The organism is Halovalidus salilacus (genome assembly GCF_031852275.1).
Classification (GTDB): domain Archaea; phylum Halobacteriota; class Halobacteria; order Halobacteriales; family Natrialbaceae; genus Halovalidus; species Halovalidus salilacus.
Genome location: NZ_CP134700.1, coordinates 1690166 through 1717157 on the forward strand (window position 1 = coordinate 1690166; position 26992 = coordinate 1717157).

Annotated in this window: 29 protein-coding genes; 12 read left to right on the forward strand and 17 right to left on the reverse strand. The window is 66.6% G+C overall.

All coding sequences use genetic code 11. The features are described 5' to 3' along the window. The first annotated feature begins 179 nt into the window (after window positions 1-179). Together RJT68_RS08295 and RJT68_RS08300 are read left to right on the forward strand one after the other, a co-directional pair. Window positions 180-2081: a 2-oxoacid:acceptor oxidoreductase subunit alpha gene (locus RJT68_RS08295; RefSeq protein ID WP_407039889.1), complete on the forward strand. Its 1902-nt coding sequence runs from the start codon at window positions 180-182 to the stop codon at window positions 2079-2081. A gap of 23 nt (window positions 2082-2104) precedes the next feature. Next, window positions 2105-3037, forward strand: coding sequence for a thiamine pyrophosphate-dependent enzyme (locus RJT68_RS08300; RefSeq protein ID WP_407039890.1), 933 nt, complete (start codon window positions 2105-2107; stop codon window positions 3035-3037). Window positions 3038-3086: 49 nt separating this feature from the next. Here RJT68_RS08300 and RJT68_RS08305 read toward each other — a convergent pair whose 3' ends face one another. Both RJT68_RS08305 and RJT68_RS08310 read right to left on the reverse strand, forming a co-directional pair. Beyond that, window positions 3087-3890: a hypothetical protein gene (locus RJT68_RS08305; RefSeq protein WP_407039891.1), complete on the reverse strand. Its 804-nt coding sequence runs from the start codon at window positions 3888-3890 to the stop codon at window positions 3087-3089. A 187-nt stretch (window positions 3891-4077) separates the two neighbouring features. Continuing rightward, the gene (locus RJT68_RS08310) at window positions 4078-4512 is read right to left on the reverse strand and encodes a DUF7344 domain-containing protein (RefSeq protein ID WP_407039892.1); all 435 of its coding nucleotides are present in this window, start codon (window positions 4510-4512) and stop codon (window positions 4078-4080) included. Window positions 4513-4693: 181 nt separating this feature from the next. Between RJT68_RS08310 and RJT68_RS08315 the strand changes: the two genes are divergently transcribed. The 3 genes from RJT68_RS08315 (at window position 4694) to fen (ending at window position 6816) form a co-directional block, all read left to right on the forward strand. Then, on the forward strand, window positions 4694-4909 hold the full coding sequence (locus RJT68_RS08315; RefSeq protein ID WP_407039893.1) for a hypothetical protein: 216 nt from the start codon (window positions 4694-4696) through the stop codon (window positions 4907-4909). A gap of 85 nt (window positions 4910-4994) precedes the next feature. After that, the gene (locus tag RJT68_RS08320) at window positions 4995-5669 is read left to right on the forward strand and encodes a GNAT family N-acetyltransferase (RefSeq protein WP_407039894.1); all 675 of its coding nucleotides are present in this window, start codon (window positions 4995-4997) and stop codon (window positions 5667-5669) included. 169 nt (window positions 5670-5838) lie between these two features. Then, a complete protein-coding gene (gene fen / locus RJT68_RS08325) occupies window positions 5839-6816 on the forward strand; it encodes a flap endonuclease-1 (RefSeq protein WP_407039895.1) in 978 nt (325 codons plus the stop codon). A 97-nt stretch (window positions 6817-6913) separates the two neighbouring features. Here fen and RJT68_RS08330 read toward each other — a convergent pair whose 3' ends face one another. From RJT68_RS08330 to RJT68_RS08355, 6 genes are all read right to left on the reverse strand, one after another. Beyond that, entirely contained in the window at window positions 6914-8149 is a 1236-nt protein-coding gene (locus tag RJT68_RS08330) for an NAD(P)/FAD-dependent oxidoreductase (protein WP_407039896.1), read from the reverse strand. A 96-nt stretch (window positions 8150-8245) separates the two neighbouring features. Continuing rightward, window positions 8246-9232: a phosphomevalonate decarboxylase MvaD gene (mvaD, locus tag RJT68_RS08335; RefSeq protein ID WP_407039897.1), complete on the reverse strand. Its 987-nt coding sequence runs from the start codon at window positions 9230-9232 to the stop codon at window positions 8246-8248. Window positions 9233-9331: 99 nt separating this feature from the next. Further along, on the reverse strand, window positions 9332-9796 hold the full coding sequence (locus RJT68_RS08340) for a hypothetical protein (RefSeq protein ID WP_407039898.1): 465 nt from the start codon (window positions 9794-9796) through the stop codon (window positions 9332-9334). A gap of 190 nt (window positions 9797-9986) precedes the next feature. Continuing rightward, window positions 9987-10364, reverse strand: coding sequence for a cupin domain-containing protein (locus tag RJT68_RS08345; protein WP_407039899.1), 378 nt, complete (start codon window positions 10362-10364; stop codon window positions 9987-9989). Window positions 10365-10445: 81 nt separating this feature from the next. Beyond that, entirely contained in the window at window positions 10446-10874 is a 429-nt protein-coding gene (locus RJT68_RS08350) for a CopG family ribbon-helix-helix protein (RefSeq protein WP_407039900.1), read from the reverse strand. Between the two features lie 142 nt (window positions 10875-11016). Then, window positions 11017-11910, reverse strand: a complete 894-nt coding sequence (locus RJT68_RS08355; RefSeq protein WP_407039901.1) for a 1,4-dihydroxy-2-naphthoyl-CoA synthase — start codon at window positions 11908-11910, stop codon at window positions 11017-11019. Window positions 11911-12176: 266 nt separating this feature from the next. Between RJT68_RS08355 and RJT68_RS08360 the strand changes: the two genes are divergently transcribed. Further along, entirely contained in the window at window positions 12177-13142 is a 966-nt protein-coding gene (locus RJT68_RS08360; RefSeq protein ID WP_407039902.1) for a J domain-containing protein, read from the forward strand. Between the two features lie 45 nt (window positions 13143-13187). On the opposite strand, the gene menD is transcribed toward RJT68_RS08360, so the two are convergent. The 3 genes from menD to RJT68_RS08375 are packed head-to-tail and all read right to left on the reverse strand — an operon-like array spanning window position 13188 to window position 16961. Next, the gene (gene menD / locus RJT68_RS08365) at window positions 13188-14987 is read right to left on the reverse strand and encodes a 2-succinyl-5-enolpyruvyl-6-hydroxy-3-cyclohexene-1-carboxylic-acid synthase (RefSeq protein WP_407039903.1); all 1800 of its coding nucleotides are present in this window, start codon (window positions 14985-14987) and stop codon (window positions 13188-13190) included. Window positions 14988-14991: 4 nt separating this feature from the next. Then, window positions 14992-16338 carry an isochorismate synthase gene (locus tag RJT68_RS08370; protein WP_407039904.1) on the reverse strand — a complete coding sequence of 449 codons (1347 nt, stop codon included), beginning with the start codon at window positions 16336-16338 and terminating at the stop codon, window positions 14992-14994. Window positions 16339-16370: 32 nt separating this feature from the next. Further along, window positions 16371-16961 carry a sulfite oxidase-like oxidoreductase gene (locus tag RJT68_RS08375; RefSeq protein ID WP_407039905.1) on the reverse strand — a complete coding sequence of 197 codons (591 nt, stop codon included), beginning with the start codon at window positions 16959-16961 and terminating at the stop codon, window positions 16371-16373. 357 nt (window positions 16962-17318) lie between these two features. Here RJT68_RS08375 and RJT68_RS08380 point away from each other — a divergent pair, with 357 nt between their 5' ends. Both RJT68_RS08380 and RJT68_RS08385 read left to right on the forward strand, forming a co-directional pair. Further along, on the forward strand, window positions 17319-17618 hold the full coding sequence (locus tag RJT68_RS08380) for a hypothetical protein (protein WP_407039906.1): 300 nt from the start codon (window positions 17319-17321) through the stop codon (window positions 17616-17618). Between the two features lie 189 nt (window positions 17619-17807). Then, window positions 17808-18020 (forward strand): ribbon-helix-helix domain-containing protein, encoded by a 213-nt coding sequence (locus RJT68_RS08385; RefSeq protein ID WP_252701061.1) that lies wholly within the window; start codon window positions 17808-17810, stop codon window positions 18018-18020. 13 nt (window positions 18021-18033) lie between these two features. On the opposite strand, the gene RJT68_RS08390 is transcribed toward RJT68_RS08385, so the two are convergent. Then, window positions 18034-18216 carry a DUF7550 family protein gene (locus tag RJT68_RS08390; protein WP_407039907.1) on the reverse strand — a complete coding sequence of 61 codons (183 nt, stop codon included), beginning with the start codon at window positions 18214-18216 and terminating at the stop codon, window positions 18034-18036. Between the two features lie 154 nt (window positions 18217-18370). On the opposite strand from RJT68_RS08390, the gene hisF reads away from it, so the two are divergent. Beyond that, on the forward strand, window positions 18371-19186 hold the full coding sequence (gene hisF, locus RJT68_RS08395; protein WP_407039908.1) for an imidazole glycerol phosphate synthase subunit HisF: 816 nt from the start codon (window positions 18371-18373) through the stop codon (window positions 19184-19186). A 269-nt stretch (window positions 19187-19455) separates the two neighbouring features. Here the strand turns inward: hisF and RJT68_RS08400 are convergent, their stop codons facing one another. Continuing rightward, on the reverse strand, window positions 19456-19740 hold the full coding sequence (locus RJT68_RS08400; RefSeq protein ID WP_407039909.1) for a DNA-directed RNA polymerase subunit L: 285 nt from the start codon (window positions 19738-19740) through the stop codon (window positions 19456-19458). Between the two features lie 153 nt (window positions 19741-19893). Between RJT68_RS08400 and RJT68_RS08405 the strand changes: the two genes are divergently transcribed. After that, on the forward strand, window positions 19894-21774 hold the full coding sequence (locus RJT68_RS08405) for a rhomboid family intramembrane serine protease (protein WP_407039910.1): 1881 nt from the start codon (window positions 19894-19896) through the stop codon (window positions 21772-21774). Between the two features lie 10 nt (window positions 21775-21784). Here the strand turns inward: RJT68_RS08405 and RJT68_RS08410 are convergent, their stop codons facing one another. Both RJT68_RS08410 and RJT68_RS08415 read right to left on the reverse strand, forming a co-directional pair. Next, window positions 21785-22477: an METTL5 family protein gene (locus RJT68_RS08410; protein ID WP_407039911.1), complete on the reverse strand. Its 693-nt coding sequence runs from the start codon at window positions 22475-22477 to the stop codon at window positions 21785-21787. Between the two features lie 8 nt (window positions 22478-22485). Then, a complete protein-coding gene (locus RJT68_RS08415) occupies window positions 22486-22887 on the reverse strand; it encodes a hypothetical protein (protein ID WP_407039912.1) in 402 nt (133 codons plus the stop codon). Window positions 22888-23040: 153 nt separating this feature from the next. Here RJT68_RS08415 and RJT68_RS08420 point away from each other — a divergent pair, with 153 nt between their 5' ends. Further along, a complete protein-coding gene (locus RJT68_RS08420; protein WP_407039913.1) occupies window positions 23041-23214 on the forward strand; it encodes a hypothetical protein in 174 nt (57 codons plus the stop codon). A 208-nt stretch (window positions 23215-23422) separates the two neighbouring features. On the opposite strand, the gene RJT68_RS08425 is transcribed toward RJT68_RS08420, so the two are convergent. Both RJT68_RS08425 and RJT68_RS08430 read right to left on the reverse strand, forming a co-directional pair. Continuing rightward, window positions 23423-24454 carry a disk-shape morphogenesis protein volactin gene (locus tag RJT68_RS08425; RefSeq protein WP_407039914.1) on the reverse strand — a complete coding sequence of 344 codons (1032 nt, stop codon included), beginning with the start codon at window positions 24452-24454 and terminating at the stop codon, window positions 23423-23425. 96 nt (window positions 24455-24550) lie between these two features. Beyond that, the gene (locus RJT68_RS08430; protein WP_407039915.1) at window positions 24551-25477 is read right to left on the reverse strand and encodes a DUF7139 domain-containing protein; all 927 of its coding nucleotides are present in this window, start codon (window positions 25475-25477) and stop codon (window positions 24551-24553) included. A gap of 261 nt (window positions 25478-25738) precedes the next feature. Here RJT68_RS08430 and dph2 point away from each other — a divergent pair, with 261 nt between their 5' ends. Then, window positions 25739-26788: a diphthamide biosynthesis enzyme Dph2 gene (gene dph2, locus RJT68_RS08435; RefSeq protein WP_407039916.1), complete on the forward strand. Its 1050-nt coding sequence runs from the start codon at window positions 25739-25741 to the stop codon at window positions 26786-26788. Window positions 26789-26992: the final 204 nt, after the last annotated feature.

Consider the following 26992-nt stretch of genomic DNA (forward strand, 5'->3'; position numbering starts at 1 on the left):
GGACGGCGCGAACGTTTCGCCCAAAATTCTTCATTATCGTTCCACATCGGAATTATTTCGCCAGAAGGAATTTAACGGTCGTACATTCTTCACGATAGATGCTTGGTAATGTATAGCAAAGGCTTTAGTTCTGGTAGATCGAAATTCGAGCACGGTTGGCCCACCGGCCACTGATCTTCATGAGTGATGACGAACTAATCTGGCGAATCGCGGGTGGTTCCGGGGACGGGATCGACTCGACGAGCCAGAACTTCGCGAAGGCCCTGATGCGCTCGGGGCTCCACGTATTCACGCATCGACACTACCCGTCGCGGATCCGCGGCGGCCACACCTACGTGGAGATCCGCGCGGCGGACCACGAGGTACAGTCCCGGGGAGACGGCTACAACTTCCTGCTGGCGCTGGGCGACTCGTTCGCCCGCAATCCGCAGGAGGAAGCCTACTACGGCAACGAGGAGATCAAGCCGCTCTCGGAGAACCTCTCGGATCTCCGCGAGGGCGGCATCATCGTCTACGACGAGGGGCTCATCGACGAGGAGGACGTCGAGGCGCTGAACCTCGAGGAGCGCGCCGAGGAGAACGGCTGGCACGTCTACCCGGTCGACCTCCGCGCGCTCGCGAAGGAACACGGCCGCGAGGTCATGCGCAACACCGCCGGCGTCGGGGTTACAGCGGCGCTGATCGACATGGACCTTGAGCACGTCGAGGACCTGATGGAGGACGCCATGTCCGGCGACGTGTTCGAGGCGAACCTCGAGATCCTCCACGACGCCTACGACATGGTGCGAGACGAGTTCGACGTCGAACACGACCTCCGCGTTCCGGAGGGTGACCACGACGAGCAGCAGGCGCTGCTGTCCGGGTCGAACGCCATCGCCTACGGCGCGATCGACGCCGGCTGTCGGTTCATCGCCGGCTACCCGATGACGCCCTGGACGGACGTCTTCACGATCCTCAGCCAGAACTTCCCCGACATGGGCGGCATCGCCGAGCAGGTCGAAGACGAGATCGCCGCGGCGGCCCTCGCCGTGGGTGCGAGCCACGCCGGCGCGAAGGCCATGTCCGGCTCCTCCGGCGGCGGCTTCGCGCTGATGAGCGAACCGCTCGGCCTCGCCGAGATGACCGAGACGCCGATCGTCCTCGTCGAGTCGATGCGCGCCGGGCCCTCGACCGGGATGCCGACGAAGCCCGAGCAGGGCGACCTCGAGTTCGTCCTCTACACGAGCCAGGGAGACTCCTCGCGGGTCGTCTTCGCGCCGGGGACGGTCGAGGAGGCCTACGAGCAGACGCGGCTGGCGTTCGATATCGCCTACGACTACCAGATCCCGGCCATCGTCATCTACGACCAGAAGCTGTCCGGGGAGAACAAGAACGTGCCCGTCTCGTTCTTCGACCGCGAACCGTCGCCGGATCTGGGCAAGACGCTCACCGAGGAGGAACTTCGGGAGGCCGCCCACGACGCCTCCGGCAAGTTCGAGCGCTTCCAGTACGACACGGAGAAGGGCGTCAGCCCGCGCTCGCTCCCCGGCCAGCAGGGCGGGCGCTACCTCGCCACCGGTAACGAGCACTCGCCCGTCGGCCACATCAGCGAGGATCCCGACAACCGCGTCTACCAGATGGAACGGCGGATCCAGAAGCTCGACCACATCCGCGAGGAGCTCGACGAGGAGCACCCCTCGAACCAGACCTACTTCGGTCCCGAGGACGCCGAGTACGGCATCATCACCTGGGGCTCCTCCCAGGGCGTCGTCGAGGAGGCCGTCGAGCGCCTGAACGAGCAAGGACACTCCGTAAAGGGCGTGGGCGTCTCCGACATGATGCCCTTCCCCGAGACGGAGATGGTCGAGTTCATCGAGAGCGTCGACGAGGCGATGATCGTCGAGATGAACGCCACCGCCCAGTTCCGCGGCCTGATCCAGAAGGAACTCGGTCGGTTCGGCGACAAGCTGACGAGCCTGCTCAAGTACAACGGGAACCCGTTCGAGCCCGCCGAGATCGTCGAGGGCTACGAGATCAACGTCGCGGGCGGCGAGGAGGAACCGACGTCACAGGTACGAATCGAACCCGCCGCGGGCGACTGATCACCGAACGATACGACAAAACCATGAGCGCATTCAACGCAATCGGAGAGGAACGGGAGATCGACCGGGACGAGTACACGCCCGGAGTCGAACCGCAGCCGACGTGGTGTCCGGGTTGCGGCGACTTTGGCGTTCTCAAGGCGCTGAAACAGGCCCTTCCCGAGGTCGGTCTCACCCCGGAGGAGGTACTGACCGTAACGGGCATCGGCTGCTCGGGGAAGCTCAACAGCTACCTGGACACCTACGGCTTCCACACGATCCACGGCCGGTCGCTGCCGGTCGCTCGAGCCGCGAAGCTCGCCAACGACGGCCTCACCGTCATCGCCGCGGGCGGAGACGGCGACGGCTACGGCATCGGCGGGAACCACTTCATCCACACGGCTCGGGAGAACCACGACATAACCTACATCGTGTTCAACAACGAGGTCTTCGGCCTGACGAAGGGGCAGACCTCGCCGACGAGCCCGAAGGGGCACAAGTCGAAGACCCAGCCGTCGGGCAACGCGAAGTCGCCGATCCGGCCGCTGTCGCTGTCGCTGACCGCCGGTGCGACCTACATCGCCCGGACGGCGGCGGTGAACCCGAACCAGGCCAAGGAGATCATCAAGGAGGCGATCGAACACGACGGCTTCGCCCACATCGACTTCCTCACCCAGTGTCCGACCTGGAACAAGGACGCCCGCCAGTACGTCCCTTACGTCGACGTCCAGGAGTCCGACGACTACGACTTCGACGTCAACGACCGGCGGGAGGCCGCCGAGATGATGTACGAGACCGAAGACGTCCTCAACGAGGGCACCGTCCTCACGGGTCGGTACTACGTCGACGAGGACCGCCCGTCCTACCAGCAGGAGAAGAAGGCCCTCGGCGACATCCCCGAGGAGCCGCTGGCCGAGCGGTACTTCGAGGACGGCGAGTGGGAGCGCAGCTACGACCTGCTCGAGCGCCACGTCTGAGGCGCTCGCCTGGACCGAACTCCCGCCGTTTTTCGACGACGATCCGCACTCAGCCGTAGGTCCGCTCGACGTACGTCTCGAGTTCGTCGACGACGGCCGGATCGAACGTCCAGAATCCGGCGTAGGAGTTCTCGCCGCGTCGTTCCGCGAGCAGCGCGCACGCCTGCTGTTCGTTGGATCCGCCGTCGTACGTGACGAATCTATACCGTCCGATCTCGCCGTCGGCCGTCCGGTCGCCGTTCCAGTCCGCGTCAGTTCCGAGTTCGTCGCCCCCTGCGTCGGCGTCACGACCTCCTTCGGGACCGCCGTCGTCGTCGACGGGGTGGACCGTCGTCCCCGAAATCCGCGGGGGATCCCAGTCCGGCCGCCCGTACGCGTGTATCTCGAGATCGGTTTCGGACGCGAGCCGCTCGTAGATCGGCGTTCGCACGTACAGCGCGGAGAGCCGCCCGAGGCCCGCGCGAAGGACTCCCTCGCCGACGCGCGCGGCTTTGTTCTCGATGATCCGGGTCGTCGCCACCAACTGCGACCGCTCCAGGTTCATCCAGAGCGCGTCGTCGAACGTCTCGAGGACGATCGCGTAATCGACGGTGACGAGGGCGTCGTCCCAGGGAGGGCACCGGGGCGGGTCGAGAAACGATCGGACCCCCTCGAGATCGAGCGCGGTGACGAAGTCGCCGCCCTCCCGAACGACGAGAAAGCCGTCCGAGCCACAGGCGGGCAGCACCCGCTCGTCGACGGACGCCGACCGAAGTTCGAGGCGGTCGACGAGGTCCGATTGCGGCGTCGACGCGTACACGGTCAGGGAAAGCTCCCGCCGCGTGCGGTCCTCGAGAATGTCACGGAACGTCATTACTCGTCGCCGTCCGTCAGACTAGTCGTGTCGGGGTGCGATAAATTATGGTTACGTGTCTCGATTACTGGGGAACGCTCCCGTTCGAAGCGAACCCCGGGTGGCCGCGATCGTTCGGACCGACCGCCCGATGACAGAGACGGAAGCGCCGCATCCCACCTGAGGGGGGTGACCGACATCGTTTGGCTCAGGATCCGTTCGCGGGCGTCGAACCGGGACCGGCGTCACGGTACGGTTCGGAATCGGATCGCCCGGCGTCCGTCGTTTCCATCCGGCGAGCAAGCCGGATGAACGATCGCACGAGCTCCGGGCACTCGGCCACCGCCACGACGCCGCTGTCGGGGTCGTATCGAACGAGTCCGGCGCGTTGCATCGCGGGGATGTGCTGGTGGTACAACTCGAGGCGCACCTGCTCGCGGAGTTGGCGATCGGCGAGTCCGAAGTCCGTCGCGCGCGTCCACCCCGTCACGACGTCCGTGAGTTCCTCGATCGGCACCCGTTCCTGTGCGAGCAGGTAGTAGAGGGCGTACCGGCGATCCCGGTTTCGCAACAGCGAACACGTGCTGTCGATCACGTCCGTTCTGGAATCGACGATCGGGAGACGGTCGTCGTCGGGTCCCATGGAGTACTGTACCGGTTCGTCGCTCGGCCGCATCATTGTTTGGCATGGGTTATCAACTAACACTCGAATGGCCACCGCTTCGAACGGTCGCCCGGAACGCCACCGAACGGGACGATCGAACCGAACGCTGAGATCGCGTGAGAGAACCAACCTACGGAACGCTCAAAACGGACGCTCAGGCGTGACGGTCGATGTTCACCGCGAACGCGAGGTTGCTCGCGCCGATCGGAAAGCCGCCGGCGAGGTCCGTGCCGAACACGCCAATTCAGCCCGGGAGATCGACCACCCGTCGGGCTTCCTGGAGGCGAACGTCGACCCGTATTCGGATTCGGTGCTCGTGGGGTTGGCGGCTGGGACGATTCCGGCGAAGGATGTTGGCCGGGCAAGACGTTGCTAGCGGCGCTGTCGGTCGAGCAATACGGTGGTTCCGGGCGCGAACGGTAAGCCACCGAACCCTTTACCACGCTCCACGTAGGTGCCCCGTGGAGTTCGAACTGCTGGGATGGCCGCCGGACGGGCCGACGTTGCGACTCGACTACCGACGGTTCAGTTACGCGGGGAAGTTCGTGATGACCTCGACCGGGAAGGCCGTCGCCAGAAACGACGCCGATGGCTGGGCGGACCGCGAGGACGTGCGAGACGATGGCGAGGATAGCGAGAGTGGACGGAACGATTTCGAAGACCGGGGAGACGGGCGGGAGGATCTCGAGGGCGAACGGGACGGTCGCGACGGCAGACGCGGCGAGATCGTCGGAGCCGTCGCGTTCAACGAGGACCGGACCGACGAGGACGCGCTCTGGCTGCGGTACGTCACCGTCGCCCGCGAACGCCGCGGCGAGGGGATCGGACCGCGACTCTGCGCGTTCGTCCGCGACCGCGCCGCAGCGCGGGGGTACGACCGGATCCGGATCGCGGTCAACAACCCTTACGCGTACGAGGCCCTCTACCGCGCCGGGTTCGCGTACACCGGCGAGACGACCGGGATCGCAGAACTCGTCCTCGAGTATGAGGTCGGGACGGCGGACGACCCGCCGAGAGATACGGCGTACCGCGCGGGTCTACGGGAGTACCGCGACCGCGACCTCTCCGAGGAGGAGCGCGCGTTCGTCGATCGGCACCTCGAGGCGGGGCCGCCGGACCCCGAGCGATCGAGGTGATTGACGGCCGAGCCACCGGCCCTCCATCGTCGTCGACCGGTGGACCGAGACGATCCCGACGGCGTACGCCATCCCGGCGATCGCCGTGCTCGCGAGGGTCCCGAGCGCCACGGCCTTGACCGATCGCGAAGGGACCCATTCAAATCCCGGACGGCCTTATACACCGTCGATGGGTAACGCAGCACTCCGGGACATCGCCGTCATCGAGGAGATTTCGTTCGACGACCTCGAGGGGGTCGTCGCGGTCGACGCCCACAACTGGCTCTACCGGTACCTGACGACGACCGTCAAGTGGACCGCGAGCGAGACGTACACGACGGCGGACGGGACCGAGGTGGCGAACCTGATCGGCATCGTCCAGGGCCTGCCCAAGTTCTTCGAGAACGACGTCACGCCGGTGATGGTCTTCGACGGCGGCCCCTCCGAACTCAAGACCGACGAGATCGAGTCCCGCCGCGAGCAGCGCCGCAGCTACGAGGACCAGCTCGAGGTCGCCCGAGAGAAGGGGGACGAGATCGCCATCGCTCAGCTCGAGTCGCGCACCCAGCGGTTGACGCCGACGATCCAGGAGACCAGCCGCGAACTGCTCCGCCTGCTCGACGTGCCGATCGTCGAGGCACCCGCCGAAGGCGAGGCTCAGGCGGCCCACATGGTCAAGCGCGGGGACGCCGACTACGTCGGCTCCGAGGATTACGACGCGCTGCTGTTCGGGGCTCCCCGCACTCTGCGACAGCTGACGAGCAAGGGCAATCCCGAACTCATGGACCTCGAGGCGACCCTCGATCGCCACGACCTTACACTCGAGCAACTGATCGACGCGGCCATCCTCATCGGGACGGACTTCAACGAGGGCGTCCACGGCGTCGGCCCCAAGACGGCGATCAAACTGATCGCCGAGCACGGCGACCTCTGGAGTGCCCTCGAGGCCCGCGGCGAGACCGTCGAGTACGGCGACCGCGTCCGGGCCCTCTTTCGCGACCCCGACGTGGCCGACGACTACGAGTTCGAGACGGCGATGGATCCGAACCTCGAGGCCGCCAGATCCTACGTCGTCGACGAGTGGTGCGTCGACGCCGGCGAGGTCGAACGCGGCTTCGAACGGATCGAGGAGAGCGTCGCCCAGACGGGCCTCGATCGGTGGACTTGACCGCCGAAAATCGACCGCAGTTCGATCGCAGCCACCGAACCGATCCGACGAAACCGGGCGTTTCCAAGCCTCGCGCGGTAGCCGGTGGCCTTCGCGCTCACTCCCTTCGTCGGCGCATCCGATCTTCCACTCGACGTCCGATTCCGAGGGCCCGGCGGATCTTCGAATCGGCGTCCGTCTCGACCCGCGCCAGATCGACCGCGTTCCGCGTCGCGCCGACGGACGAGAGGTAGCCGACGCCGACGGTCGCCTTCAGCGCCTTCGCGGCCCGGCCCCGAAACACGGACGGGCCGACCTGCGCGACGGCGTCGTCGCCGACGCTGACCAGCCACCCGGGCGAGTCGAAGCTGAACCGCTCGAGATCCGGGTCGGACGCGGATAACTCGAGGTCGTCCGGGTTCGAGCCAGCGGCGGCGTCGACCAGCCGTCCGATATTCTTCGCCGCGGTTCGCGCCTCCCGAACGGCCGCCTGGGCGCTCGGGGGAACCGACTCGCCGTCGGCGTCGACGATCCGCGCCGCGTCTCCGATGGCGAACGTCCGCTGATCGAGTCGGAGGTCCGCCTCCACCGTCGGCCGGTCGCCCTCGAGGGCGTCCGGCCCGCGGATGCCGCCCGCCCAGACGAAGACGTCGTACGGGAGGTCGTCACCCTCCTCGAGCGAAACACGGGCTTCGTCCGCTCTCGCAACGGTCGTCCCCGTTCGAACGTCGACGCCGATATCCTCGAGCGCGTCTCGTACGCTACGCTGGAAGTTCGCGGGGAACGACGGGGCGACGGCCTCGAACTGCTCGAGTAGCGTCACCGACGCGGCCACCCCCTCTTCGTCGGCGAGTTCGGCGAGTTCGCCGGCGATCTGAATTCCGGAGAGCCCGGCGCCGCCGACGACGAGACGGGCGGGTTCGGACGATGCTCGGACGTCGTCGAACGCCTCGAGGGTTCGCCGTCGGATCCGATTCGCGTGGTGGAGCCGCTTCAACGGGATGCCGCGTTCGGGGACCCCCTCGAGTCCGTAGCGAGCCGTCCGCGCGCCCAGACAGATCGCGCAGACGTCGTACGAGAGCGTCCCGTTCGTGAGGGTGACGACGCGCTCGTCCCGGTCGATTTCCTCGACGCGGGCGACCCGAACCGTCGCGCGCTCGAGCACCGCGGGCAGCGAGACCGTGATCTCGTCGGCGAGGTCCGGCCGCCGGATCACCCGGTGGAGTTCGTGCTGGAGGAGGTGGTCCGGCGACTCGTTGACCACCGTGATCTCGACCTCCTCGGGCAGGTCGTCCTCGAGCAACCGCGAGAGCGTCAGTCCGGCGTACCCCGCACCGAGCACGACGACGTGCATGGTCGACGGTAGGGGCTCGAGCGATAAAGGTGTGAACCGCGCATCGACGCAAAACGCGTGCGCACCGTCGATCGTCGCGAATCGACAATCGGCCGGCTAGAACAGGTGGTCGTCTTCGTCCTCGAGCAGCCGTGCGGGGCCGCCGACGCCCCAGACGGTGGTGGAGACGCCGCACTCGGAGATCTCATCTTCGACGAACTCGGCGTGCTCGTCGGTGGTGTTGACGTAGACGGACGCGCCGGTGTCGGTCGAGAAGTACACTGGAATGTCCTCCTCCTCGCGGAGTTCGCGCACCCTGTTGAACACCGCCAGGGTGGCGGGCTGCCAGTAGACCCAGCCCGAGGGGCCGGTCATCGTCGTCGCGGCGAGCGAGAGGGAGTCGTGCTCGGCCAGTTCGAACGTGCGCTCGAAGTCGTCGTTGCGCAGCGCGTCGCGCATCTCGGCGATCTGCCCGTGGATGTGGGCCATCCGCGCCTCGAACATGTGGCTGTCTGCTGCCTCGTCGTGGGCGTCCTCGGTGTTCTTGTGGTAGGGGACGAGCGCGACGATGGTCTTGAGTTGCTCGTGGAGATTGGTGGGGATGCGCCGGGAGCGGCAGTCCTCGTCGTTCAGTCCGGTGTAAAGCTGGGAGAACGCGCCCGTCACCGCGCGGGCCGCCGAGGCCGATCCGACGCGGGCGATGGTCGAGATTTCCTGCAGCGAGACGTCGAGGTCGGCCGCCTCGGCCAGGGCCATCGCCGCCGCCGCGAATCCCGAGGAAGAAGAGCCGAGCCCCACGTTCGTGGGAAAGCTGTTCTCGCTCTCGAGGCGGACTGGGTAGACCGTGTGCGCGGCGTCCGACATCGACCGGGCCTTCTCGACGACGGCCTCGACCCGTTCGTAGGCGCGACCATCGAGTTCCTCGCCGTCGACGACGAAGACGTCGTCGTCGTAGTCCATCGAGAACTCGACGGTGGTGCGGGTGTGACTCGGCGCCGTGCAAACGCTGATGCTGTCGTGGTACGGTAACCGCCGAATGTCGTCGCGCATCCCGTGGTACTTGACCAGCCCCTGGATCGGGTGGGCCATGGCCGTGGCTTTCATACCCAGACACGGGTGTGACGGCCGCTTAAAGGTCACGGCATCTCCCTATCCGGGCCGTTCGTGGCCGAACGGACTCGAGAGCGTCGGCTCGCACGAGGCTCAGACGATCCGTCGGAGTTGCTCCCGGGCCGGGAGGTGCCGGTGGCGCCGCGCCTGGTAGACGTTCCAGACGACGTCCGCCAGCAGGTGGAGGTAGAGGACGGCCGCGGTCAGGATACCGAGCGGGACGCTCGCGAGGAAGGTCGTCGGGATCACGACGCCGACGATGACGAGGTGGCTCACCAACCGCGGCAGCACGCCCACGTCGCCGCGGTCGAAGATCCGCGACTGATCGGCGACGGCCGCCCGCGGATGACGGAGGCAGAACCGAACCGCGTCCCAGGTTCCCGTCCGCGCGCGGGCGATCACCAGGTGGTCGAGGTCGATCAGGACCCCGAGTGCAGTTCCGTAGAGAACGATCAGCGGCGCAGGAACGACGATCCCGCCGATCGAGAACGGGCCGAGTGCGTAGGCGAGCGCAGCGGAAACGACGAACGAAATTGCGGCGTGGTGTTTCGAGTACACCGAGGATCACTCGTCTCCGACGTCAGCCTCGAGCGTGAAAACGACCGCGGCGGTTCTCACGCTCGAGGTCGGGCCCGTTTCCGTCGCCGGGAGCGACCGGTGGCGCCCTGTGGGGGGCCACCACCCGTCTCGACCAGCGCAGGGAGCGATCCGGCGCAGGAAGCAGTCTGGAACAGGGAACGGGTACCGTTCACCCGGCGAACCCGGACAACAACCACTCACCGTCGTCGTCGTCCTCGTCGGCGATGCTCGGTGCGCTCACGAGGACGAACGCGCTCTCGCTGGCGCCGTTTCGGATCTGGCGCGTCGACTCGGGGGGGATCCACAGCGCGTCGCCCGCCTCCATCTCGACCGCCTCGTCGTCGACGAGCACCGCCGCCTCGCCCTCGATCAGGACGTACACCTCCTCGTGGCCGTTGTCGGTGTGATCGTGCGGGCGGCTCTTCCACCCGGGGTCACAGCGCGCGATGGTGACGCCGACTTGCTCCGTCTCGAGGGGATCGGAGAGGAAGTGCATCGCGCTCGAGACCTGCTCGACCTCCTCGTAGTTGACTTTCGTGTACGACATTGCTGATTCGTTTGATGATTGGTCGGGTACCGCCTAAAACTAGGCGCTCCTCGTGACGAAGAACGCGGGATTCGATCCCGATCAGTCCTGGTGGGCGATCGGATCGAAGCCGTCGACCGGGATCACCGAGTAGTCGACGGTCAACGCGTCCTGCGTCGCGCGAATCTTCCCGACGAACGTCGAGATGTCGTCGAGCGATCCCTCGAGGACGAACAGCTCCATGCAGTAGTGGTCGCCGACGTGGCTGTGGAAGTTCGAGGCCACGAGTTCCTCGTGTTCGTGGCGGAGGTGCATCATTCGCTCCTCGACGCTGGTCGTCTCGAAGTCGAACAGGACGGTGACGATGCCCATCAGGTCCCGGTCCTCGAGCCGGGTGTCCTCGAACTCGCCGAGCAGGTTGCGCGAGGCCTCCCTGACGACCTCGCTCCGCCCGGTGTACCCGTGTTCGTCCGCGAACTGGTCGAGTCGCTCGAGGAGTTCGTCCGGCATCGAGACGCTTACGACGGCCATGTAATAATCCGGCCCCGTACTTCTATTAAGGCTTCTCATTCGAGGCGAGTCCCGTCCGTACCAGTCGTAACCCGAAACCCGAGCGTTCGCCGACAATCGGCAAGATGACGCGTTTCGAGCGGACTGCTCGGTCGATCGACCGTTAGTAATGCCAGGGATACCCGGAGAAGTCCGGCTCTCGGCCCTCGACGAACGCGTCCCGGCCCTCCTTCGCCTCGTCGGTCATGTACCCCAGTCGGGTCGCCTCCCCGGCGAACACCTGCTGGCCGACGAAGCCGTCGTCGGCCATGTTGAACGCGTACTTGAGCATCCGCATCGCCGTCGGACTCTTCGAGTTGATCGTCTCGCCCCACTCGAGGGCCGTCTCCTCGAGTTCCTCGTGGGGGACGACCTCGTTGACCATCCCCATCTCCGCGGCCTCCTCGGCGGAGTAGGTCTTCCCGAGGAAGAACACCTCGCGGGCCCTCTTCTGACCGATTTGTCGGGCCAGGTAGGCCGAACCGAAGCCCGCGTCGTAGCTGGCGACGTCCGGGTCCGTCTGGAGGAACTTCGCGTGCTCGCGCGAGGCGAGGGTCAGGTCGCAGACGACGTGCAGCGAGTGGCCACCGCCGACGGCCCACCCCGGAACGACGCAGACGACGACCTTGGGGAGGTGACGGATCAGGCGCTGCACCTCGAGGATGTGCAGGCGACCCTGCTCCGACGCCCGTTCCTCGCCGCCCTCGTACTGGTACCCATCCTCGCCGCGGATGGTCTGGTCGCCGCCGGCGCAGAAGGCCCAGCCGCCATCTTTCGGCGACGGCCCGTTTCCGGTCAGCAGGACGCAGCCCACGTCCGTCTGGCGCTTGGCGTGCTGGAGGGCGTCGTACAATTCGTCGACCGTCCCCGGCCGGAACGCGTTGCGCACCCCCGGTCGGTCGAAGGCAATCCGAACCGTCCCGGAGTCGACCGCTCGATGGTACGTGATGTCCCTGAACTCGTCGTTCAGGTCCGCGACCGGTTCCCAGCGTTCCTCGTCGAAGAGTTCCGAAACCATCGCCTCGAGTGTGGTCCCCGGCGAGTGAAATAGGTTCGCGTCGGGGCCGTCGACCCGCCGCACGCACCGAACCGGCCCCGAACCCGCCCTCTTGCTCGTCTCTCGCTCGAGCCGGACCGATTTCATATCGCATTATATGATGTATATGGGGCGCGAGAGACGCGTTTCAGTGAGACTCGTCGACGAGAGTTGTCGTGGATGGACGCGCGTCCCGGCGATATTCTAGTCCGATTGATTTTTCTCAACCCCGTCCGACACCGTAGCCGATGGGCGAGACGTACTACGAGGTTCTCTGGGTCGGCCCCGACGCCTCGCAGGACGAGATCACCGCCGCCTATCGCGAGCGCGTCCTCGAGATCCACCCCGACCACAACGACGATCCCGACGCCGCCGAGCAGTTCGCGTCCGTCTCCGAGGCCGAGTCGGTGCTCTCCGACGGCGCAGAACGCGCCCGCTACGACCGCCTCGGTCACGACACGTACGTCCGACTCTCGAAGATGGGAACGGCCGACGCGTCGAATTCGCGCTCGGAACCCTCCTCGAGGTCGGATTCGACCTCGAGCGACGCGTCCGACGCCGCTTCGAGCGGTTCCTCGAGGGACGCCTCCCGTTCAGGGACGAATCGGAACGCGAAGACCGGAACGCAATCGCCGTCCGGGTCGGAAACCGGGCGGGCGCGAGACCGGCGGGGGCGACGGAGCCACCACGCCAGACACCGCCGGCGCAGACAGCGGACGACCGAATCGCGGACGGGAAGCGGAAGATGGCCGTTCGGGGGCCCCGAATCGAGCACCGTCGGGGGACCCGAAACCGACGGCTCGTCGCGATCCGATACCGGAACCGACGGGAACGACTCGTTTCGGTACGCCGTCCACGACTGGACCGGCGAGATCGACCTCGAAGGGTACTCCCGCCGCCTGGACCGGACGACGGCCGTGACGGTCGGTTGCGTCGCCGCCGCGTACCCGACGCTGGTCTACGCGAGCCTCACCGCCGCGTTTCCGCTCTTCGTGAACGCCATCGTCGCCGTCTGCGCCCTCCTGCTCGCGGGCTACCTGCTCACGATGCCGACGATCGCCGTCGCCGTCTTCGGCGGTTCGAGCACGCTCGTGACCGTCGCGGTGGTTGCATCGCTCCTCGATCCGTTCTCGGTCGTCGGCGCGCTCGCCGTCGCGTTCTTCTGGGTCCCGTTCGGGTACGCGCTCACGGTCTGGTGGGTCCTGCGGCCCTGATTCGCCTCGAGAAGCCGTTTCCGTCTCCAAACCGTCGTCCCGATCCTACGAACCGTCGCTTCCAACGCTCGAGCGCACTCTTTCTCCCAGTTCCTCCCGCCGCCGGTGGCTCGACTCCGCGTCGAACGACACGGCGAGCACCTGCGCCCCCTCCGACTCGAGCGAGCGCTCGTAGGCGTCCGCGAAGTCGACGGGGTCGACGCGCTCGAACTCGAGATCGTATACGTCTGCGAGGCGGTCGAACTCGATACCGTGGGGCGTCTTGAACTGGTCCGTGAAGGGCGGGTCGAACGCCTCGATGGGGAGCATGTGGAAGATGCCGCCGCCGTCGTTGTCGAGCAGGACGATCGTCGCGTCGACGCCGCAGCGGTCGACGGCGAGCAGGCCGTTGGAATCGTGGTAGAACGCGAGGTCGCCGGTGACGAGCACGAGGGGGTCGTCGGTCGCGCTGCCGGCGCCGAGGGCCGTGCTCGCGATCCCGTCGATGCCGCTGGCGCCGCGGTTGGCGAGGACGGTCAGGTCGGCCCCCAGCGGACGCGCGAACCGATCCGCGTCCCGGATCGGCATGCTGTTGGAGACGAACACCGTCGCCGGATCGGGTGCCAGTTCGAAGACGGCTCCGAGAATCGCCCCCTCGAACGGGGCCGCCTCGAGCGCGTCGGCCGTACGTGCCTCCACGCAGACCTCCCAGTGGCGCCGTTCGGCCGATTCGAAGCGCTCGAGCCAGTTGCCGCTCGCGTCGGGGTCGCGTTCGTCGTCTCCGCCACCCCCGAGTTCGTCCTCCAGGCGATCGAAGAGGAACGACGGCTCCGCCGCGACGAGGTCCGTCGCCGTGAACGACGCTTCGCGCCACTCCCCGGCCGGATCGACGACGAACTGGCGCGCGTCCGCGTCTCGCAGGTAGTGTCGAAGCGCCTTCGAGGTGGGGGAGGCGCCGAACCGGACGACGACGTCCGGTTTCGGGAGGTCAGGAACGTACGCGTCGTACCCGCCGAAAACGGGCGTCGAATCGACGTGCTGTCCGAAGCGGAGGCCCGAAAGCGGATCCGCGAGGATCGGCGCGCCGACGGCCTCGGCGTGCGCGACGGCGCTCGAGACCGTTTCGCCGCCGGCGAGCGCGGACGGATCCGCCGGCCCGGCGACGATCAGGGGCCGGCTCGCCTCCTCGAGCGTCCGGGCGACCGAGTCGACCGCGTCGTCAGAGGGCGTTCGCCGCCCGCGTTCCGTTCGGACGAACGGTCCGTCCCGTCCTCGGCCGGCGAGCGTCTCCCCGAAGGAGTCGGGGACGTCGTTCGGCACGTCGGTCGGCTCGAGGGGCTTGCGGAACGGACAGTTGAGGTGAACCGGACCGGCCGGCGTTTCGACCGTCTCGAGGTGCGCGCGTGCGGCGGTCGTCCTGAGCGAGCGGACCGTGCGCTCCTCGGCTTCCGGTTCGGGGAGTTCGGCGTACCAGCGGACCGCGTCGCCGTAGAGTTTTACCTGGTCGACGGTCTGGTTCGCGCCGCTGTCGCGCAGTTCGGCCGGCCGGTCGGCGGTGAGCACGAGCAGCGGGACGCGCGCCCGATCGGCCTCCATCACGGCGGGGTGGAAGTTCGCCGCAGCCGTCCCCGACGTGCAGACGAGGGCGGTCGGCTTGCCGGTTCGTCGCGCCCGCCCGAGCGCGAAGAATGCTGCCGAGCGCTCGTCCAGGTGCGAGAAGACCTCGATATCGGGGTGTTGAGCGAACGCAACCGTCAGCGGCGTCGATCGGCTCCCGGGGGCGATGCAGACGGCCTCGAGGCCCCCCTTCGCGAGTTCGTCGACGAGGACGCGGCCCCAGAGCGTCGCGCGGTTGGGTGCGGTCATCGGATCACCGGAGTTCGTCGAGGATCGGTCTGAACTTCAGCTGTACCTCGTCCCACTCCTCGTCGGGGTCGCTGTCGGCGACGATACCGTTGCCGGCGAACAGCGTCACCGTCTCGTCGATCGCAACCCCCGACCTGAGCGCGACCGCGAACTCGCCGTCGCCGGCGGCGTCGAACCAGCCGATCGGGGATGCGTACCAGCCGCGATCGAACGGCTCCGTCGTCCGGATCGTCTCCCACGCGCGTTCGGGCGGGACGCCGCCCACCGCCGGCGTCGGGTGTAGCGCTTCGACGAACTCCAGTACGTGTCGGTTCGAACCGTAGTTCCCACCGATCGTCGCCCGGATCGGCGTCCGCAGGTGCTGGATCGTCGCCAGTCGGCGGACCGTCTGTTCGTCGACGTCGAGCGTCGAGGTGATCGGCTCGAGCTGGTCGCGAATCGCCTCGACGACGAGGCCGTGTTCCCGCTGGAACTTGGACTCGTCGACCATTCGTCGGAAGAGTTCCTCGTCCTCCCGGGGCGTCTCGCCCCGCGGAACGGACCCGGCGAGCGCCTCCGTCTCGAGGTGCTCGCCTCGCTTCGCCACCAGCCGTTCCGGCGGCGCCCCGAAAAACGTCCCCTCGGCGCCGTGATCCACGAGGAACCGGTAGCAGTTCGGGTACCGCCGGCGGAGGCGCTCGAGGGTCGCCGGCACGTCCACCGGTTCCGCGAGCGTCACCGCGAGCGACTGCGCGAGGACGACCTTCGTGAGGTCGCCGCGACCGATCGCGTCGAGGGCGGTTTCGACGCCCTCGGTCCACTCCTCCCGCGTGGTCGTCCGGTCGGTCGAGACGATGCCGGGACCAGAGCCGCTCGGTCGCATCGCGGGCAAGTCGTCGAATCGGTCCCGCCAGCGCTCGAGGGCTCGGTCGGCGTCGTCCGCGCCGTCGCCGATCGCCGTCAGCCACGTGCCCTCGTCGCTCCGCGTCACGAGGACGCGCGGAACGACGAACGACGCCGACACGAAGCCCGTCCACGGGGCGACCGGATCGTGGCCGTCGTGAAACGAGAACCCGCCGAACGCTCGCGGGCGGGCGACGGTCGGCCCGTCGTGGTCTATCGCCGCGAACAGGTCGTCGGCGTCCGCTCGGATCCGTTCGAACCGGTCCGATCCCGTCGCGACGAACCTGGCCGCGAGCCCGCAACCGACGAACTCGAGGCCGTCGGGCGTCGCCCACAGGATTCTCGGCTGGCCGTCTGCCTCGAGCACCGCGCCGAAAGAGACGTCCTCGAGTTCGCGGCTTCGAGCGACCGGATCGGTCGGCGGCGACGGATCGCCTGCGAGTTCCCCCTCCCCCGACGTTCGCTCCATCGCACCCACCTCGGGACCGCCTCGCCTTCAGCCTAACTATATCGTTGCTCCCGCCACGGGTTCGCCGCCCGCGAGTAGCCACGCTTCTCCCAGTAGCCGGGTTCGGCCTCCGTGAGGAACTCCACGCCGTCGACCCACTTCGCCCCCTTGTAGGCGTACTTGTGGGGCGTCACCACCCGGAGCGGTCCCCCGTGCTCGCGCGGAAGCGGTTCGCCGTCGAGTTCCCAGGCGAACAACACTTCCTCCCGCATGCAGGCCTCGAGGGGGAGGTCCGTCGTGTAACCGTCCAGCGCGGAGAACATGACGTGCGTCACGTCCTCCGAGACGCCCGCGCGCTCGGCGATCTCGGGAAACGGAACGCCCGTGAACTCGCGGTCGAACGTGCTCCAGCCGGTCACGCAGTGGAAGTCCTGGCGCTGGGTCTCCGACGGGAGGTCGCGAAACTCCTCCCACGAGAACGAGAGGGGGTCCTCGATCGCCCCGGAGACGGTGAACTCCCACGTCTCGGGATCCCACTCCGGTTCGGCGCCCATCGAGAGGACCGGAAATCGATCCGTCTCGTGCTGGCCCGGTGGGAGGCGTTCGTCGCCGTACTCGTTGTACAGGTCGGTGACGTCCTTCATGGATCGTCCATGGCACTCGAGGGTTCTACGTCTGGCGTTTCGGTCCGGCGTTCCGAGGCCCCGTCCGGTGGCCGGTCTCGGCACCTCTCGACGATGGGATTCGTACGCACGGGGGAAGAACGGGAGGCCTCGATCCGCCCCTCACCCATCGGACCGACCGAGTTCGAATCGGCACCGATTCTGACGATCCCTTGAGGGGAATGGGGAACGCGCTCGGAGATCGGTGACAAATCCCGAATTCACCCGACGGCACCCCTGCCTAAACGAAACGGAACGATCGCAACCGAGTTCCAATCGAGTTCTACCGGTCGAAACCCTCGCCACCCATTAGTAGGGCCTCGTCCAGTGGTCGGATGCATGGCATCAAGACAGCAGATGATGGAGAGCGAACCGACCGGAGGAGCGACCGAGGACGTCGACCAGCAGGCGCTCGGTCCGGCCCTCCTCGCGGCCGGAGCGTCCGTCGGCCTCTCGTGGTACTACTTCTTCCTCAAGGGAGATCGCCAGCGCGGGATCTTCGTCGGTCTCTGGCCGCCGACCATCCTGGCGTTCGCCAGCTACCTCAACCAGCGAAAGATCCGCAACCAGCTCGATACGCTGATGCGGCCCGGGTCGACGCTGAAAGACGCCATCGACTCGATGATGGGCAACCGATAATCGAGGACGACCCGCACCTCCGTATCCGACGCGGGCGCGCCCGAATGGACCCGGCGACGCTCGAAGCGTTCGGGGGCGCTCGGGGCTAACGAAAGCGGAAAACGGATTTTTTGCGCCGATACATTTTCTTTTCCTTCGGTCCAGAATCCCCGTCAGAGCTAAATACCCCCTCGCCGAAACGCGAATCAGATGCCGAAAGTAGAGATCACGATCCCGGAGCACCTGGAGATGCAAATTGCGCAGATGGTAGAGCGCGGCGAGTTCGTCAACCGCGAAGAAGCCATCGAGGACCTGCTCTCGACCGGGATCAAAGCCTACAAGACCAGCGGACCGATGGACGAAGAGGAACCGGGACTCGAGAACGACGGCATGATGGGCCACGACGACGAGTACGTCTTCTAACTCCCGTTTTCGGCTACACGGCGAGCAACGGCACTCCGAACGCGACCGCGAGCCCGACCAGCAACACGACCATTCCCACGGCCACCGCTCGGCCCGAGAACTCGCTCATCGGCGCCGTCGTCCGCTCGGCCTCGAGGTCGTGTCCGACGTCGGCGCCGGTATCGCCCTCCTCCGTCGATTCGGTGTCGTCTGCCATGCGTGATCGTTTTCGAGTCGATCACTTAAACGCATCTACCGGGGCCGACGAGTCCGGCCGCGCCGGGCCGGCGGTTCGAATTCGCGCGCATCGACGCCAGAAGAACCGCATTCGGACGCCTTTACTACCTTCGATGCGAACGGTCGCGTAGCAAATGGTGCTGACGAAGCGAATCATCCCCTGCATCGACGTCGACCTCGACGAGGACGGGAACCCGGCGGTCTACACCGGCGTCCACTTCGAGGACCTGCAGTACACGGGAGATCCGGTCGAGATGGCGAAGGCGTACAACGAGTCCGGCGCCGACGAATTCGTCTTTCTCGACATCACCGCCTCCGCGGAGGGCCGCGAGACGATGCTCGACGTCGTCTCGAGGGTCGCGGACGAGGTGTTCATCCCGCTCACCGTCGGCGGCGGCATCCGCACGACCGAGGACATCAAGGAGACGCTCCGGGCGGGCGCCGACAAGGTCTCGATCACCACCGGCGCGCTCGAGCGACCCGAACTCGTGAACGAGGGCGCCCGCGCGTTCGGCAGCCAGTGCATCGTTATCAGCGTCGACGCCAAGCGCCGGTTCGACGAACGCGGCGAGCACTACGTCGAGATCGACGGCGAGTCCTGCTGGTTCGAGTGCACAAAGAAGGGCGGCCGCGAGGGGACCGGCACCGACGTCCTCGAGTGGGCCGCGGAGGCCGAATCCCGCGGCGCCGGCGAACTGTTCGTCAACTCGATCGACAAAGACGGGACGAAAGACGGATACGACCTGCCGTTGACGACGGCCGTCTGCGACGTCGTCGACACGCCCGTGATCGCCTCCTCCGGCTGTGGCGGCCCCGAGGACATGTACGAGGTGTTCACCGAAGCCGACGCCGACGCCGGCCTGGCGGCTTCGATCTTCCACTTCGGCGAGTATTCGATCGAGGAGACGAAGCAGTACCTCGACGAGCGCGGCGTTCCCGTCCGGTTGTGATCTCGCGGACGAATCGCCGTCGTCCGGATCGAGGGGTCGATTTCGTCCGCTTCCTACCTCCCACCGCCGACCGTCGCTGACGGCCATTCGTCACGTTACGACCGAACGCAGCCTCGCTCCGATCGATGACGGACTCGAGTCGGCTGCACTCTCGACGGTCGATCTTCGGACGGTGAGCCAGGGATAAGTTGGTCGCTCGGTTCTACCGATCAGTGAGGAGGGTGACGGCTCAGTCGGAATCCCGTCTCCCCGACGCGATATCCCGGTTCTCAGGCTGCGGCGTCGAACGCCTCGCGCAGGGCCGACGTCTTCGTTCGGATGTCCGCGGCGGCCTCCTCGAGCGCGTTGAGCGGTTCGACGTCGCCCTCGGTCTTGATCGTCAGGATCGGTTCGGTCTGCCCGCCCGACTGCTCGGGGTTCACGTCGTAGGTGGCCGCGCTGACGTCGTCGTGCTCGAGCAGCGCGCTCTTCAGGACGTTCATGAACGTGTGATCCTCGCCGCCGATTTCGATCGAGAGTTCGTCCTCGGTGCTCTCGGTGACCCGCAGTTCCATACCCATTCGTGGGCGCGTCGGCCGCTTGTACCTTTCGAAGCGACGGGGTTTCGCGATCGATGCCGACGGTCCTATGTGGGGAGGCGGTATCGACGCGCCGACCCGTCGGTCTCGAGGGTAAATCACTATACCCCTTCGACCAAACGTCGGGGCATGCTCTCGCGCGCGGCGCTGGTCTCGATCCTCCTCGCGGCGTTCGTCGTCGGTACGGTTCTGGTCTCCCTGGCCGCGATTCGGCGACTTCTCCCCGCCGAACCGCGGTGGCGCGACGTCGTTCGCTCGCGATTTGTGCTGGGCGTCCCGTGGGGCTCGCTCGTCGTCATCGGCTTCGTGCTCTCCGTCTACCTGTTCGTCCAGGACGGGATCACCAACTTCGACGACCCCGTCTCGATCCCTTACCGCGCCTGGTCGTACTACTACCCGCTCGGGATGGTCGCCTCGTCGTTCTCGCACGCGAGCGCGGGCCACCTGATCGGAAACCTCACCGGCGCGGCGATTCTCGCGCCGATCGCGGAGTACGCGTGGGGCCACTATCCGCCGGACGGGTCCCACGGACGGTCGGATTCGGCGTGGGATCGCCCGTGGGTCCGTGCGCTCGTGATCTTTCCCCTGGGGGTGATCGCCGTCGGACTCGTCACCAGCCTCCTCCTCCTCGGTCCCGTGATCGGCTTTTCGGGGCTCGTCTTCGCCTTCGTCGGCTTCGCGATCGTCCGGTACCCGATCGTCACCCTGATCGCCTACCTGGGGGGTAACGGCGCGCTGCGGACCATCTACGACGCGCTCTCGAGTCCGATTGCGGTCTACGTCGCGGAACCGAGTCCGCCATCGCCGCCGTCGTGGGCCAACGTCGCCATCCAGGGCCACGCCCTCGGCTTCCTCGTCGGATTCCTCATCGCGATCCTCGTCTTCGAACGCCGCGACCGCCGGCCGAACCCCCTCCACCTGTGGCTCTCCGTCCTCTTCTTCGGGTTCGCCTCCAGGCTGTGGGCGATCTACTGGTACGGGTCCGAGGACTCGTTCATCCTCTTCCGGGGTCCCGGCGTCGTGGTCGTCACGGTCCTCTCCGTGGTCGTCACGCTCGCGGTCACGGCGTCCGACGCGCCGCTCGTCACCGCACGCCTCCGCTCGAGGCTGGGGGATCGCCTCCCCTTCGTCGGGCGATCCGCAGCCGACCCCGAAGCGCGAGCACGCCTCGAGCGAGCCGTCGAGATGGGGCTCGGATCGAATCGAACCGACGCCGACGACGCCGCACCCGGAAAATCGTCCGGGAACCCGCTTCCCCGGTTCGACCGAATCCGTTCGATCGCGTACGGCGGCACGTCGGAGGGGTGGCTCGGGGGCGCGTCTCGTCGGTCGGCAGCGTTCGCGGCCGTCCTCCTCGTGCTGGCGCTCATCACCGGGCCGGCGATCCCGGTGAACCTCTTCGTCGCCGACGGGGAGGTGACGTCGGAGGACGCCGTCGACGTCGAGGACTACACGATCTTCTACGACGAGGGCGTCGAGAACGAACTCTCCTCCGTGATCGATTTCGAGCCCGTCGACGACCGGACCACGATCGAATCGAGCGGCGTCATCGTCACGAGCGACGAGCGCCACATCTGGCTCGAGGCCGCGTCGGCCCAGCGCCTCGAGTTCACGGGCGAGGAGACGGTGTACGTCGGCGGTCCGGGCTGGCGGGAGGCGGTCCACGTCGAGCGCGGGGGGTGGGAACCCGTCGGAAACGACACCGTCTACCAGGTGTGGCTCCGGGAGGACGGCGAGGACGATCGACGGCTCTCGTACGCGTCCGAGTCGTCGCGGGCGGACGTTCGACTCGCCAACGCCACCGTCTCGGTCGCCGCGGACGACGGCGAGTTCCGCCTCGAGGTCGATCGCGATCCCGACACCGAGGGTCCGACCGGCAGCGCGCCGATCCCCGACGACGGCGAGTCGACGGTCGCGGACGGGATCACTTTCGAGCGCGACGGGAAGACGGTCTACGCCGTCCTCGACGGAACCGAGGTGCGGGTCGCGAGCGAGGAAACGTACGAGTGAGCGAACGCCGTCACCGCTTCGACGTCGAACCCGTCTCGGTCGGTTTCCCACCCCACTCGATCCGATAGACTTCGGCCTCGAGCGTCCGCCGGTCGTCCGCGTGGAAGTCGAACCGGCGGTCGATCGGGAACGGCGCGGCGAAGGCGTGAGTCACCGTCGCTCCCGCGTCCGCGGCGAAGGACTCGACGAATTCCCGGCTTCCCTCGTTGTGGATCGTGTAGGAGACGTCGGCAACCGCCTGTGCGGTCTCGAGAAACGTCCGGTCGGCGTGGCGGTTCCCTCGCTGGGCGCCGAACGGGGGGTTTGAGAGCACGGTGAGCGACGGTCCGTCCTCCGGAACCCGATCCCCGGACGCGTCTCGGGGGCCAATCGGAGGTCTCGAGACGTCGCCCCGAACCACCTCGACGGCGTCCGTCGCGTATACTCGTGCCGCGTTCGCGCGGGCCATCTCGAGCGCCTCCGGGTCGACGTCGATCCCGACGACGCGATTCGCGCCGGCGAGCGCCGCTCCCGCGGCGAGCATCCCGGTCCCGGTCCCGAGGTCGACGACCGGCCCGTCGGCGAGGTCCCCTCGCATCGCCGCGAAGTGACAGATGTGGGCCGCTAGCTCTGGTGGCGTCAGGTACTGCTCCAGGTCGGGCGACGGATCCGGGAAGTCCTCGAGGGTCTCGAGTCGCCGCGCGATCGTTCGCCGTGAGGGCATCGACCGGTTCAGGTCTCGACGGCGATCGGGCCTTCGAGTTCGAACTCGATGCCCTCGCGGTCGGCGCGCTCGGCGCAGGCGGCGAGTGCGGGCCGAACCTTCTCGGCGTTCTCGACGTCTCCGACGTCCACGGTCACCGCTCCGACGCCGAGAAACGCTCCCGCGCGCACGTAGCGTCGGATTCTGTCGACCTCCTCCTGCGTGCGTAGCGAGCAGTCCTCGTCGAAGCACGCCGAAACGGTGAGCCCCGCCGGGGAGAGTCCGTTTCGGGCCAGTTCGCGTTTCAACTCGCGGAGGTACTCCGGTGCGGTCGACTCGAGCGTCGCGGCCGCGAGTCGAACCGGCGTAACGTCCGCGGGTCGACACCGTTCGATCGCCCGCTCGAGGTTCGGAGACGACGTCGTACTCATCGCTCGACCATACACTACTTGCATACAAAAAGCTTTGTGAATACACAGTGGTAATACTCCGGCGAGTGGCGAGCGAGTTGTCCCGACGGGGACCCGGGTCGAATATAAAAGGCGATCGAATAGAATTAAGAACGTTCCGGCGAAGAGAGGCGTATGGACGAGTGCCCCCGCTGTCAGGCGCCCCTCGAGCGGCTCTCGCTGGCCGACGTCGAGACGATCGCCTGTCGGGACTGCGGATTCGCCGACATCCCGGTGGATCACGAGAGCGAGCGGGACGAACCGGAGTCGTGGCGCGACGCGATCAATCGCTTTTACGACGGGAACTGATTCGGAACGACGGCTTCCGCCCGGCTCAGAAGGGGACTACCGACGCACCTCGGAACGCCCCGCGCCACCCCCGAGAACGGACGGTCCGTCGCGCGTCCGCACGACCCTCCGGTCCGTCGGATTGTAGCCGGCGGGCAGGCGGTGGCGTCGCTCGCGTGGATCGCTTCGCCGTCGAAAAAGCGTCCGTCCGCGTTCGATCGGCGGGCGGTTACTCCGCGGCCGCCGCTTCCGCCTCGTCGTCGTCCTCGGACTCGTAATCGACGTCCTCGTCCGACCGGGCGGCGACGAGACCGCCGCGGGCGACGCTGTACAGCGGTTCGTCGGCGTGGGTGACGCCGCTGATCGAGAACGGAATGTTCGCGTCCTCGAGGTGATCGCGGAAGAGCGCGTCGAAGCCCTTGGGGCTCGAGGTGCCGCCGGTGACGACCACCGGAACGTCGAGACCTTCCTCGACGTCCTCGTCGTCGACCTCCTTCACGATGTTCTCGATGACGTAGTCCAGCAGGTTCTCGTAGTAGATCGAGAGCGCACCCTCGACGCCGCCGACGTCGGTCGTGAAGTCGAGTTCGAAGTCGTCCTCCTTGATGGAGGTGACCTTGTCGACCGGCGTGCCCGTCGCGCGGGCGGCCTGTTCGTCGATCCAGTCGCCGCCGCGGGCGACGGAGAACTTCATGACGGGCACGGCGTAGTAGGCGAGACAGACGTTCGTCATGCCCGCGCCGAAACTGATGCCGAGGCCGGTGAAGTTGTTGTCCGCGAGTTCCGAGTAGATGACGGACATCCCCTCGTTGATCGGCTCGGCGTCGTATCCCATGTCGTTGAGGAACGACTCGATCGTCTTCTGGTGGTAGAGCGTCGAGAGATCGTCGTCGATCGGATCGGCGGGCGTCGAGAAGTAGAGCTTCTCGTCGGGGTACGTCGGCTCGCCGACGACCTGCTCGATGATGAGTTTCATCATCGGGATCGCGCTCTTCTCGTCGTTCGAGAGGATCCCCGCCTTCATCGGGCGACGGGTTTCCTTGTTGAAGATGTTCGCAAAGTTCAGGGCGTCGTCGCCGACGACGTACACCTTGTCGTCCTTGCGAATGTGAAGGACTTCGCTTCGGGAGAGCATCTGCTCGGCCATGTCCGAGTACTCGATCTCCACGAAGGAGTTACGCTGTTGCACGAAAACCGTGTCGGTGCCATCCTGTTGTGCGGACAGGATGTTCATCGTTCCAACGTCTAGGCCTTTGGCCATGATTGGCCAAGGCGTCTGACGGATTATAAATCTATGTGATTTTATTCCGCCCTAGAATACACAATTGTAAAATATAATTACTCGTCGATCGCCGGGTTAATTCCGTTTTAGCCACGAACGCACGCGATCGAGAAGCGAACTGATCGGCGTCGCGACCGATTCGAGCGAACCGGAATCGTCCGCTTCGGCGAGCTCTTCGGCTTTCCGCTGCTCGCGGAGCTCCTTCAGTTTGGCCGTCTGCTCGTCCACGGTGGCGCTCGAGGTGGTCGTCTTCGTCTCGCCGCCCTTGAGCCCCTTCAGGCCGGCGACCTGGGCGTCGACGCCCGTCGAGCGGACGGTTTTCGTTCCGGCGGTCGTGTCGACGTCGACGTCGGCGAAGTCGTCCTCCGAGAACGTCAGGCGCGTGTGTTCGGTCTTCTCGACGCCGCCCCACGAGAGTTCGACGCCCTCCATCGCCGAATCGATGTCCGATCGAATCTCCTCGTCGGTGTAGGACTCGGCTTCGTCCTCCTCGTCGTCGTCTTCGATCTCGACCGCTTCGGACGCGCGGGCCAACTCGAGGTAGTGGGCGATCAACGACGCCCCGGTCGACGCGGTGATCATCGAGAGGCCGACGGCGTAGGTCGCGACTACTTCGATGGTGTAGTTCTCGCCGTAGTTGTTCCAGTCGTCGGGGTAGGCGTAGAGGAATCCGACCGTCGCGGCGATGGTCACCGCGACACCGCCGACCGAGGCGTACCGGACTCGGCGATCCGACGGGAGGAGTACGACGATCCCGAGCATCAACAGCGGCAACGAGATCAACACGAGCGCGAACGCCGGTTCCGCCCAGGCGAAGTACGCCGCCGACCGCGCTTCGAGCGTCGTGCTCCACAGGAAGAGTAACAGGGCCACGAGTGCGAGCCCGATTCCCCCGAGAAACAACCCGAATCCGAGGTACACGTCGGTCCGGCTCTCGGGTTCGCCGATGTATCGACGGTAAAGGTCGAATAGATATCCGTCTAGGGGCTGTTCCGCTGGCATTACGCCACCGTTAACACTCCAGTACTATGACTGTTGGGTCGACGACGGGCGTTCCCCTCTCGAGTCGATCACCCACCCCGTTCGACGGCCTGTCCCGCTCGGCTGACTACCCCGCATTACCACCTCTACGGTCGTCCGCCGACCGTCCCCTCTGCGGCTGTCCGCCGACCAGATCACCTCCGAACGGTCCGGGCTTCGACTCCTCGGCGAGCCAAACCGAGAAGCGCCGCCGTTATACGTCTCCCGCCGTAAGGACGGCTAATGAGCCAGGAGCCGGAGTACAGCGAGGGAGACCTCAGAAACACCGGAATGCGTCTCAAGCACGATCGCGAGTGGGACTACGAACTCGAGCGGATCGTCGACGCGATCGAAGAGCGGGACGCGACGAAAGTCGGCCTCCAGTTCCCCGAAGGCCTGAAACGACGCGGTCCCAGGGTCGCCGACGATCTGCGCGAACTTGTCGGCGACGACGTCACCATCATGATCTCGGGTCAGCCCTGTTACGGGGCCTGCGACCTCGACACGTTTTTGATGCGCCGGACGGACGTCTTCGTCCACTTCGGCCACTCGCCGATGAAGGAGTCGGACAAGATCATCTACGTTCCCCTCTTCTCGAACGTCGAGGTCACCCCGATCATCGAGGAGGCGCTCGACACCCTCGAACCGCCCGAGGAGACGCCGGAAATCGGCCTCGTCACCACCGCCCAGCACATGAATCGCTACGAAGAGATGCGGGAGTTCCTCGAAGAGCGGGGCTACGAGGTCCACAGCCGTCGAGGGGACGAACGGCTGACCCACGAGGGACAGGTGCTCGGCTGCAACTACGCGAGCGCCGACGTGCCAGCGGATCAGGTCCTCTACGTCGGCGGCGGGAAGTTCCACCCCCTCGGCCTCGCGATGGAACACCCCGACAAGCACGTCGTCATCGCCGACCCCGTCAACAACGTCGTCACCGTCGCGGACACGGAGCGGTTCATGAAACAGCGATACGGCGCCGTCCACCGCGCGATGGACGCCGAAACGTGGGGCGCCATCTTCTGCACCAAGATCGGCCAGGGCCGCTGGGAAATCGCCCAGGAGATCCTCGATGACAACGACGACGCCTACCTCATCACCATGGACGAGGTCACGCCCGATCGGCTCCGCAACTTCGACATGGACGCCTTCGTCAACACCGGCTGTCCCCGAATCACGACCGACGACGGCCCCCGGTTCCACAAGCCGATGCTCACCCCCGGCGAGTACGAGATCGCCGTCGGCAACGAACCGCTCGAGAACCTCTCGTTCGACACCTTTCACGGCACCTGGTAGGCGGGTCGGGCGACGGGATGGCTGACTCCGTCCACCGCTTGCCGATCACCCTTTGCGAGAGATGCCCGACTACTGGTGTTCTTACGCGCGTAATGGGCGCATACGGTATCTCCTCCACCGGGTATTCGTCCACTCCTTCCCCCGGGTAATGCCGCGGAATTCCCCCGGGAATCCGCCTCCGCTCGAATGGGGTATTTCTCCTCG

Excerpts from the sequence above, each read along its gene's own strand:
- RJT68_RS08295 (WP_407039889.1), top strand. The coding sequence starts at position 180 with ATGAGTGATGACGAACTAATCTGGCGAATCGCGGGTGGTTCCGGGGAC.
- RJT68_RS08300 (WP_407039890.1), top strand. The coding sequence starts at position 2,105 with ATGAGCGCATTCAACGCAATCGGAGAGGAACGGGAGATCGACCGGGAC.
- RJT68_RS08305 (WP_407039891.1), bottom strand. The coding sequence starts at position 3,890 with ATGACGTTCCGTGACATTCTCGAGGACCGCACGCGGCGGGAGCTTTCC.
- RJT68_RS08310 (WP_407039892.1), bottom strand. The coding sequence starts at position 4,512 with ATGGGACCCGACGACGACCGTCTCCCGATCGTCGATTCCAGAACGGAC.
- fen (WP_407039895.1), top strand. The coding sequence starts at position 5,839 with ATGGGTAACGCAGCACTCCGGGACATCGCCGTCATCGAGGAGATTTCG.
- RJT68_RS08330 (WP_407039896.1), bottom strand. The coding sequence starts at position 8,149 with ATGCACGTCGTCGTGCTCGGTGCGGGGTACGCCGGACTGACGCTCTCG.
- mvaD (WP_407039897.1), bottom strand. The coding sequence starts at position 9,232 with ATGAAAGCCACGGCCATGGCCCACCCGATCCAGGGGCTGGTCAAGTAC.
- RJT68_RS08345 (WP_407039899.1), bottom strand. The coding sequence starts at position 10,364 with ATGTCGTACACGAAAGTCAACTACGAGGAGGTCGAGCAGGTCTCGAGC.
- RJT68_RS08350 (WP_407039900.1), bottom strand. The coding sequence starts at position 10,874 with ATGGCCGTCGTAAGCGTCTCGATGCCGGACGAACTCCTCGAGCGACTC.
- RJT68_RS08355 (WP_407039901.1), bottom strand. The coding sequence starts at position 11,910 with ATGGTTTCGGAACTCTTCGACGAGGAACGCTGGGAACCGGTCGCGGAC.
- RJT68_RS08360 (WP_407039902.1), top strand. The coding sequence starts at position 12,177 with ATGGGCGAGACGTACTACGAGGTTCTCTGGGTCGGCCCCGACGCCTCG.
- menD (WP_407039903.1), bottom strand. The coding sequence starts at position 14,987 with ATGACCGCACCCAACCGCGCGACGCTCTGGGGCCGCGTCCTCGTCGAC.
- RJT68_RS08370 (WP_407039904.1), bottom strand. The coding sequence starts at position 16,338 with ATGGAGCGAACGTCGGGGGAGGGGGAACTCGCAGGCGATCCGTCGCCG.
- RJT68_RS08375 (WP_407039905.1), bottom strand. The coding sequence starts at position 16,961 with ATGAAGGACGTCACCGACCTGTACAACGAGTACGGCGACGAACGCCTC.
- RJT68_RS08380 (WP_407039906.1), top strand. The coding sequence starts at position 17,319 with ATGGCATCAAGACAGCAGATGATGGAGAGCGAACCGACCGGAGGAGCG.
- RJT68_RS08385 (WP_252701061.1), top strand. The coding sequence starts at position 17,808 with ATGCCGAAAGTAGAGATCACGATCCCGGAGCACCTGGAGATGCAAATT.
- RJT68_RS08390 (WP_407039907.1), bottom strand. The coding sequence starts at position 18,216 with ATGGCAGACGACACCGAATCGACGGAGGAGGGCGATACCGGCGCCGAC.
- hisF (WP_407039908.1), top strand. The coding sequence starts at position 18,371 with ATGGTGCTGACGAAGCGAATCATCCCCTGCATCGACGTCGACCTCGAC.
- RJT68_RS08400 (WP_407039909.1), bottom strand. The coding sequence starts at position 19,740 with ATGGAACTGCGGGTCACCGAGAGCACCGAGGACGAACTCTCGATCGAA.
- RJT68_RS08405 (WP_407039910.1), top strand. The coding sequence starts at position 19,894 with ATGCTCTCGCGCGCGGCGCTGGTCTCGATCCTCCTCGCGGCGTTCGTC.
- RJT68_RS08410 (WP_407039911.1), bottom strand. The coding sequence starts at position 22,477 with ATGCCCTCACGGCGAACGATCGCGCGGCGACTCGAGACCCTCGAGGAC.
- RJT68_RS08415 (WP_407039912.1), bottom strand. The coding sequence starts at position 22,887 with ATGAGTACGACGTCGTCTCCGAACCTCGAGCGGGCGATCGAACGGTGT.
- RJT68_RS08420 (WP_407039913.1), top strand. The coding sequence starts at position 23,041 with ATGGACGAGTGCCCCCGCTGTCAGGCGCCCCTCGAGCGGCTCTCGCTG.
- RJT68_RS08425 (WP_407039914.1), bottom strand. The coding sequence starts at position 24,454 with ATGGCCAAAGGCCTAGACGTTGGAACGATGAACATCCTGTCCGCACAA.
- RJT68_RS08430 (WP_407039915.1), bottom strand. The coding sequence starts at position 25,477 with ATGCCAGCGGAACAGCCCCTAGACGGATATCTATTCGACCTTTACCGT.
- dph2 (WP_407039916.1), top strand. The coding sequence starts at position 25,739 with ATGAGCCAGGAGCCGGAGTACAGCGAGGGAGACCTCAGAAACACCGGA.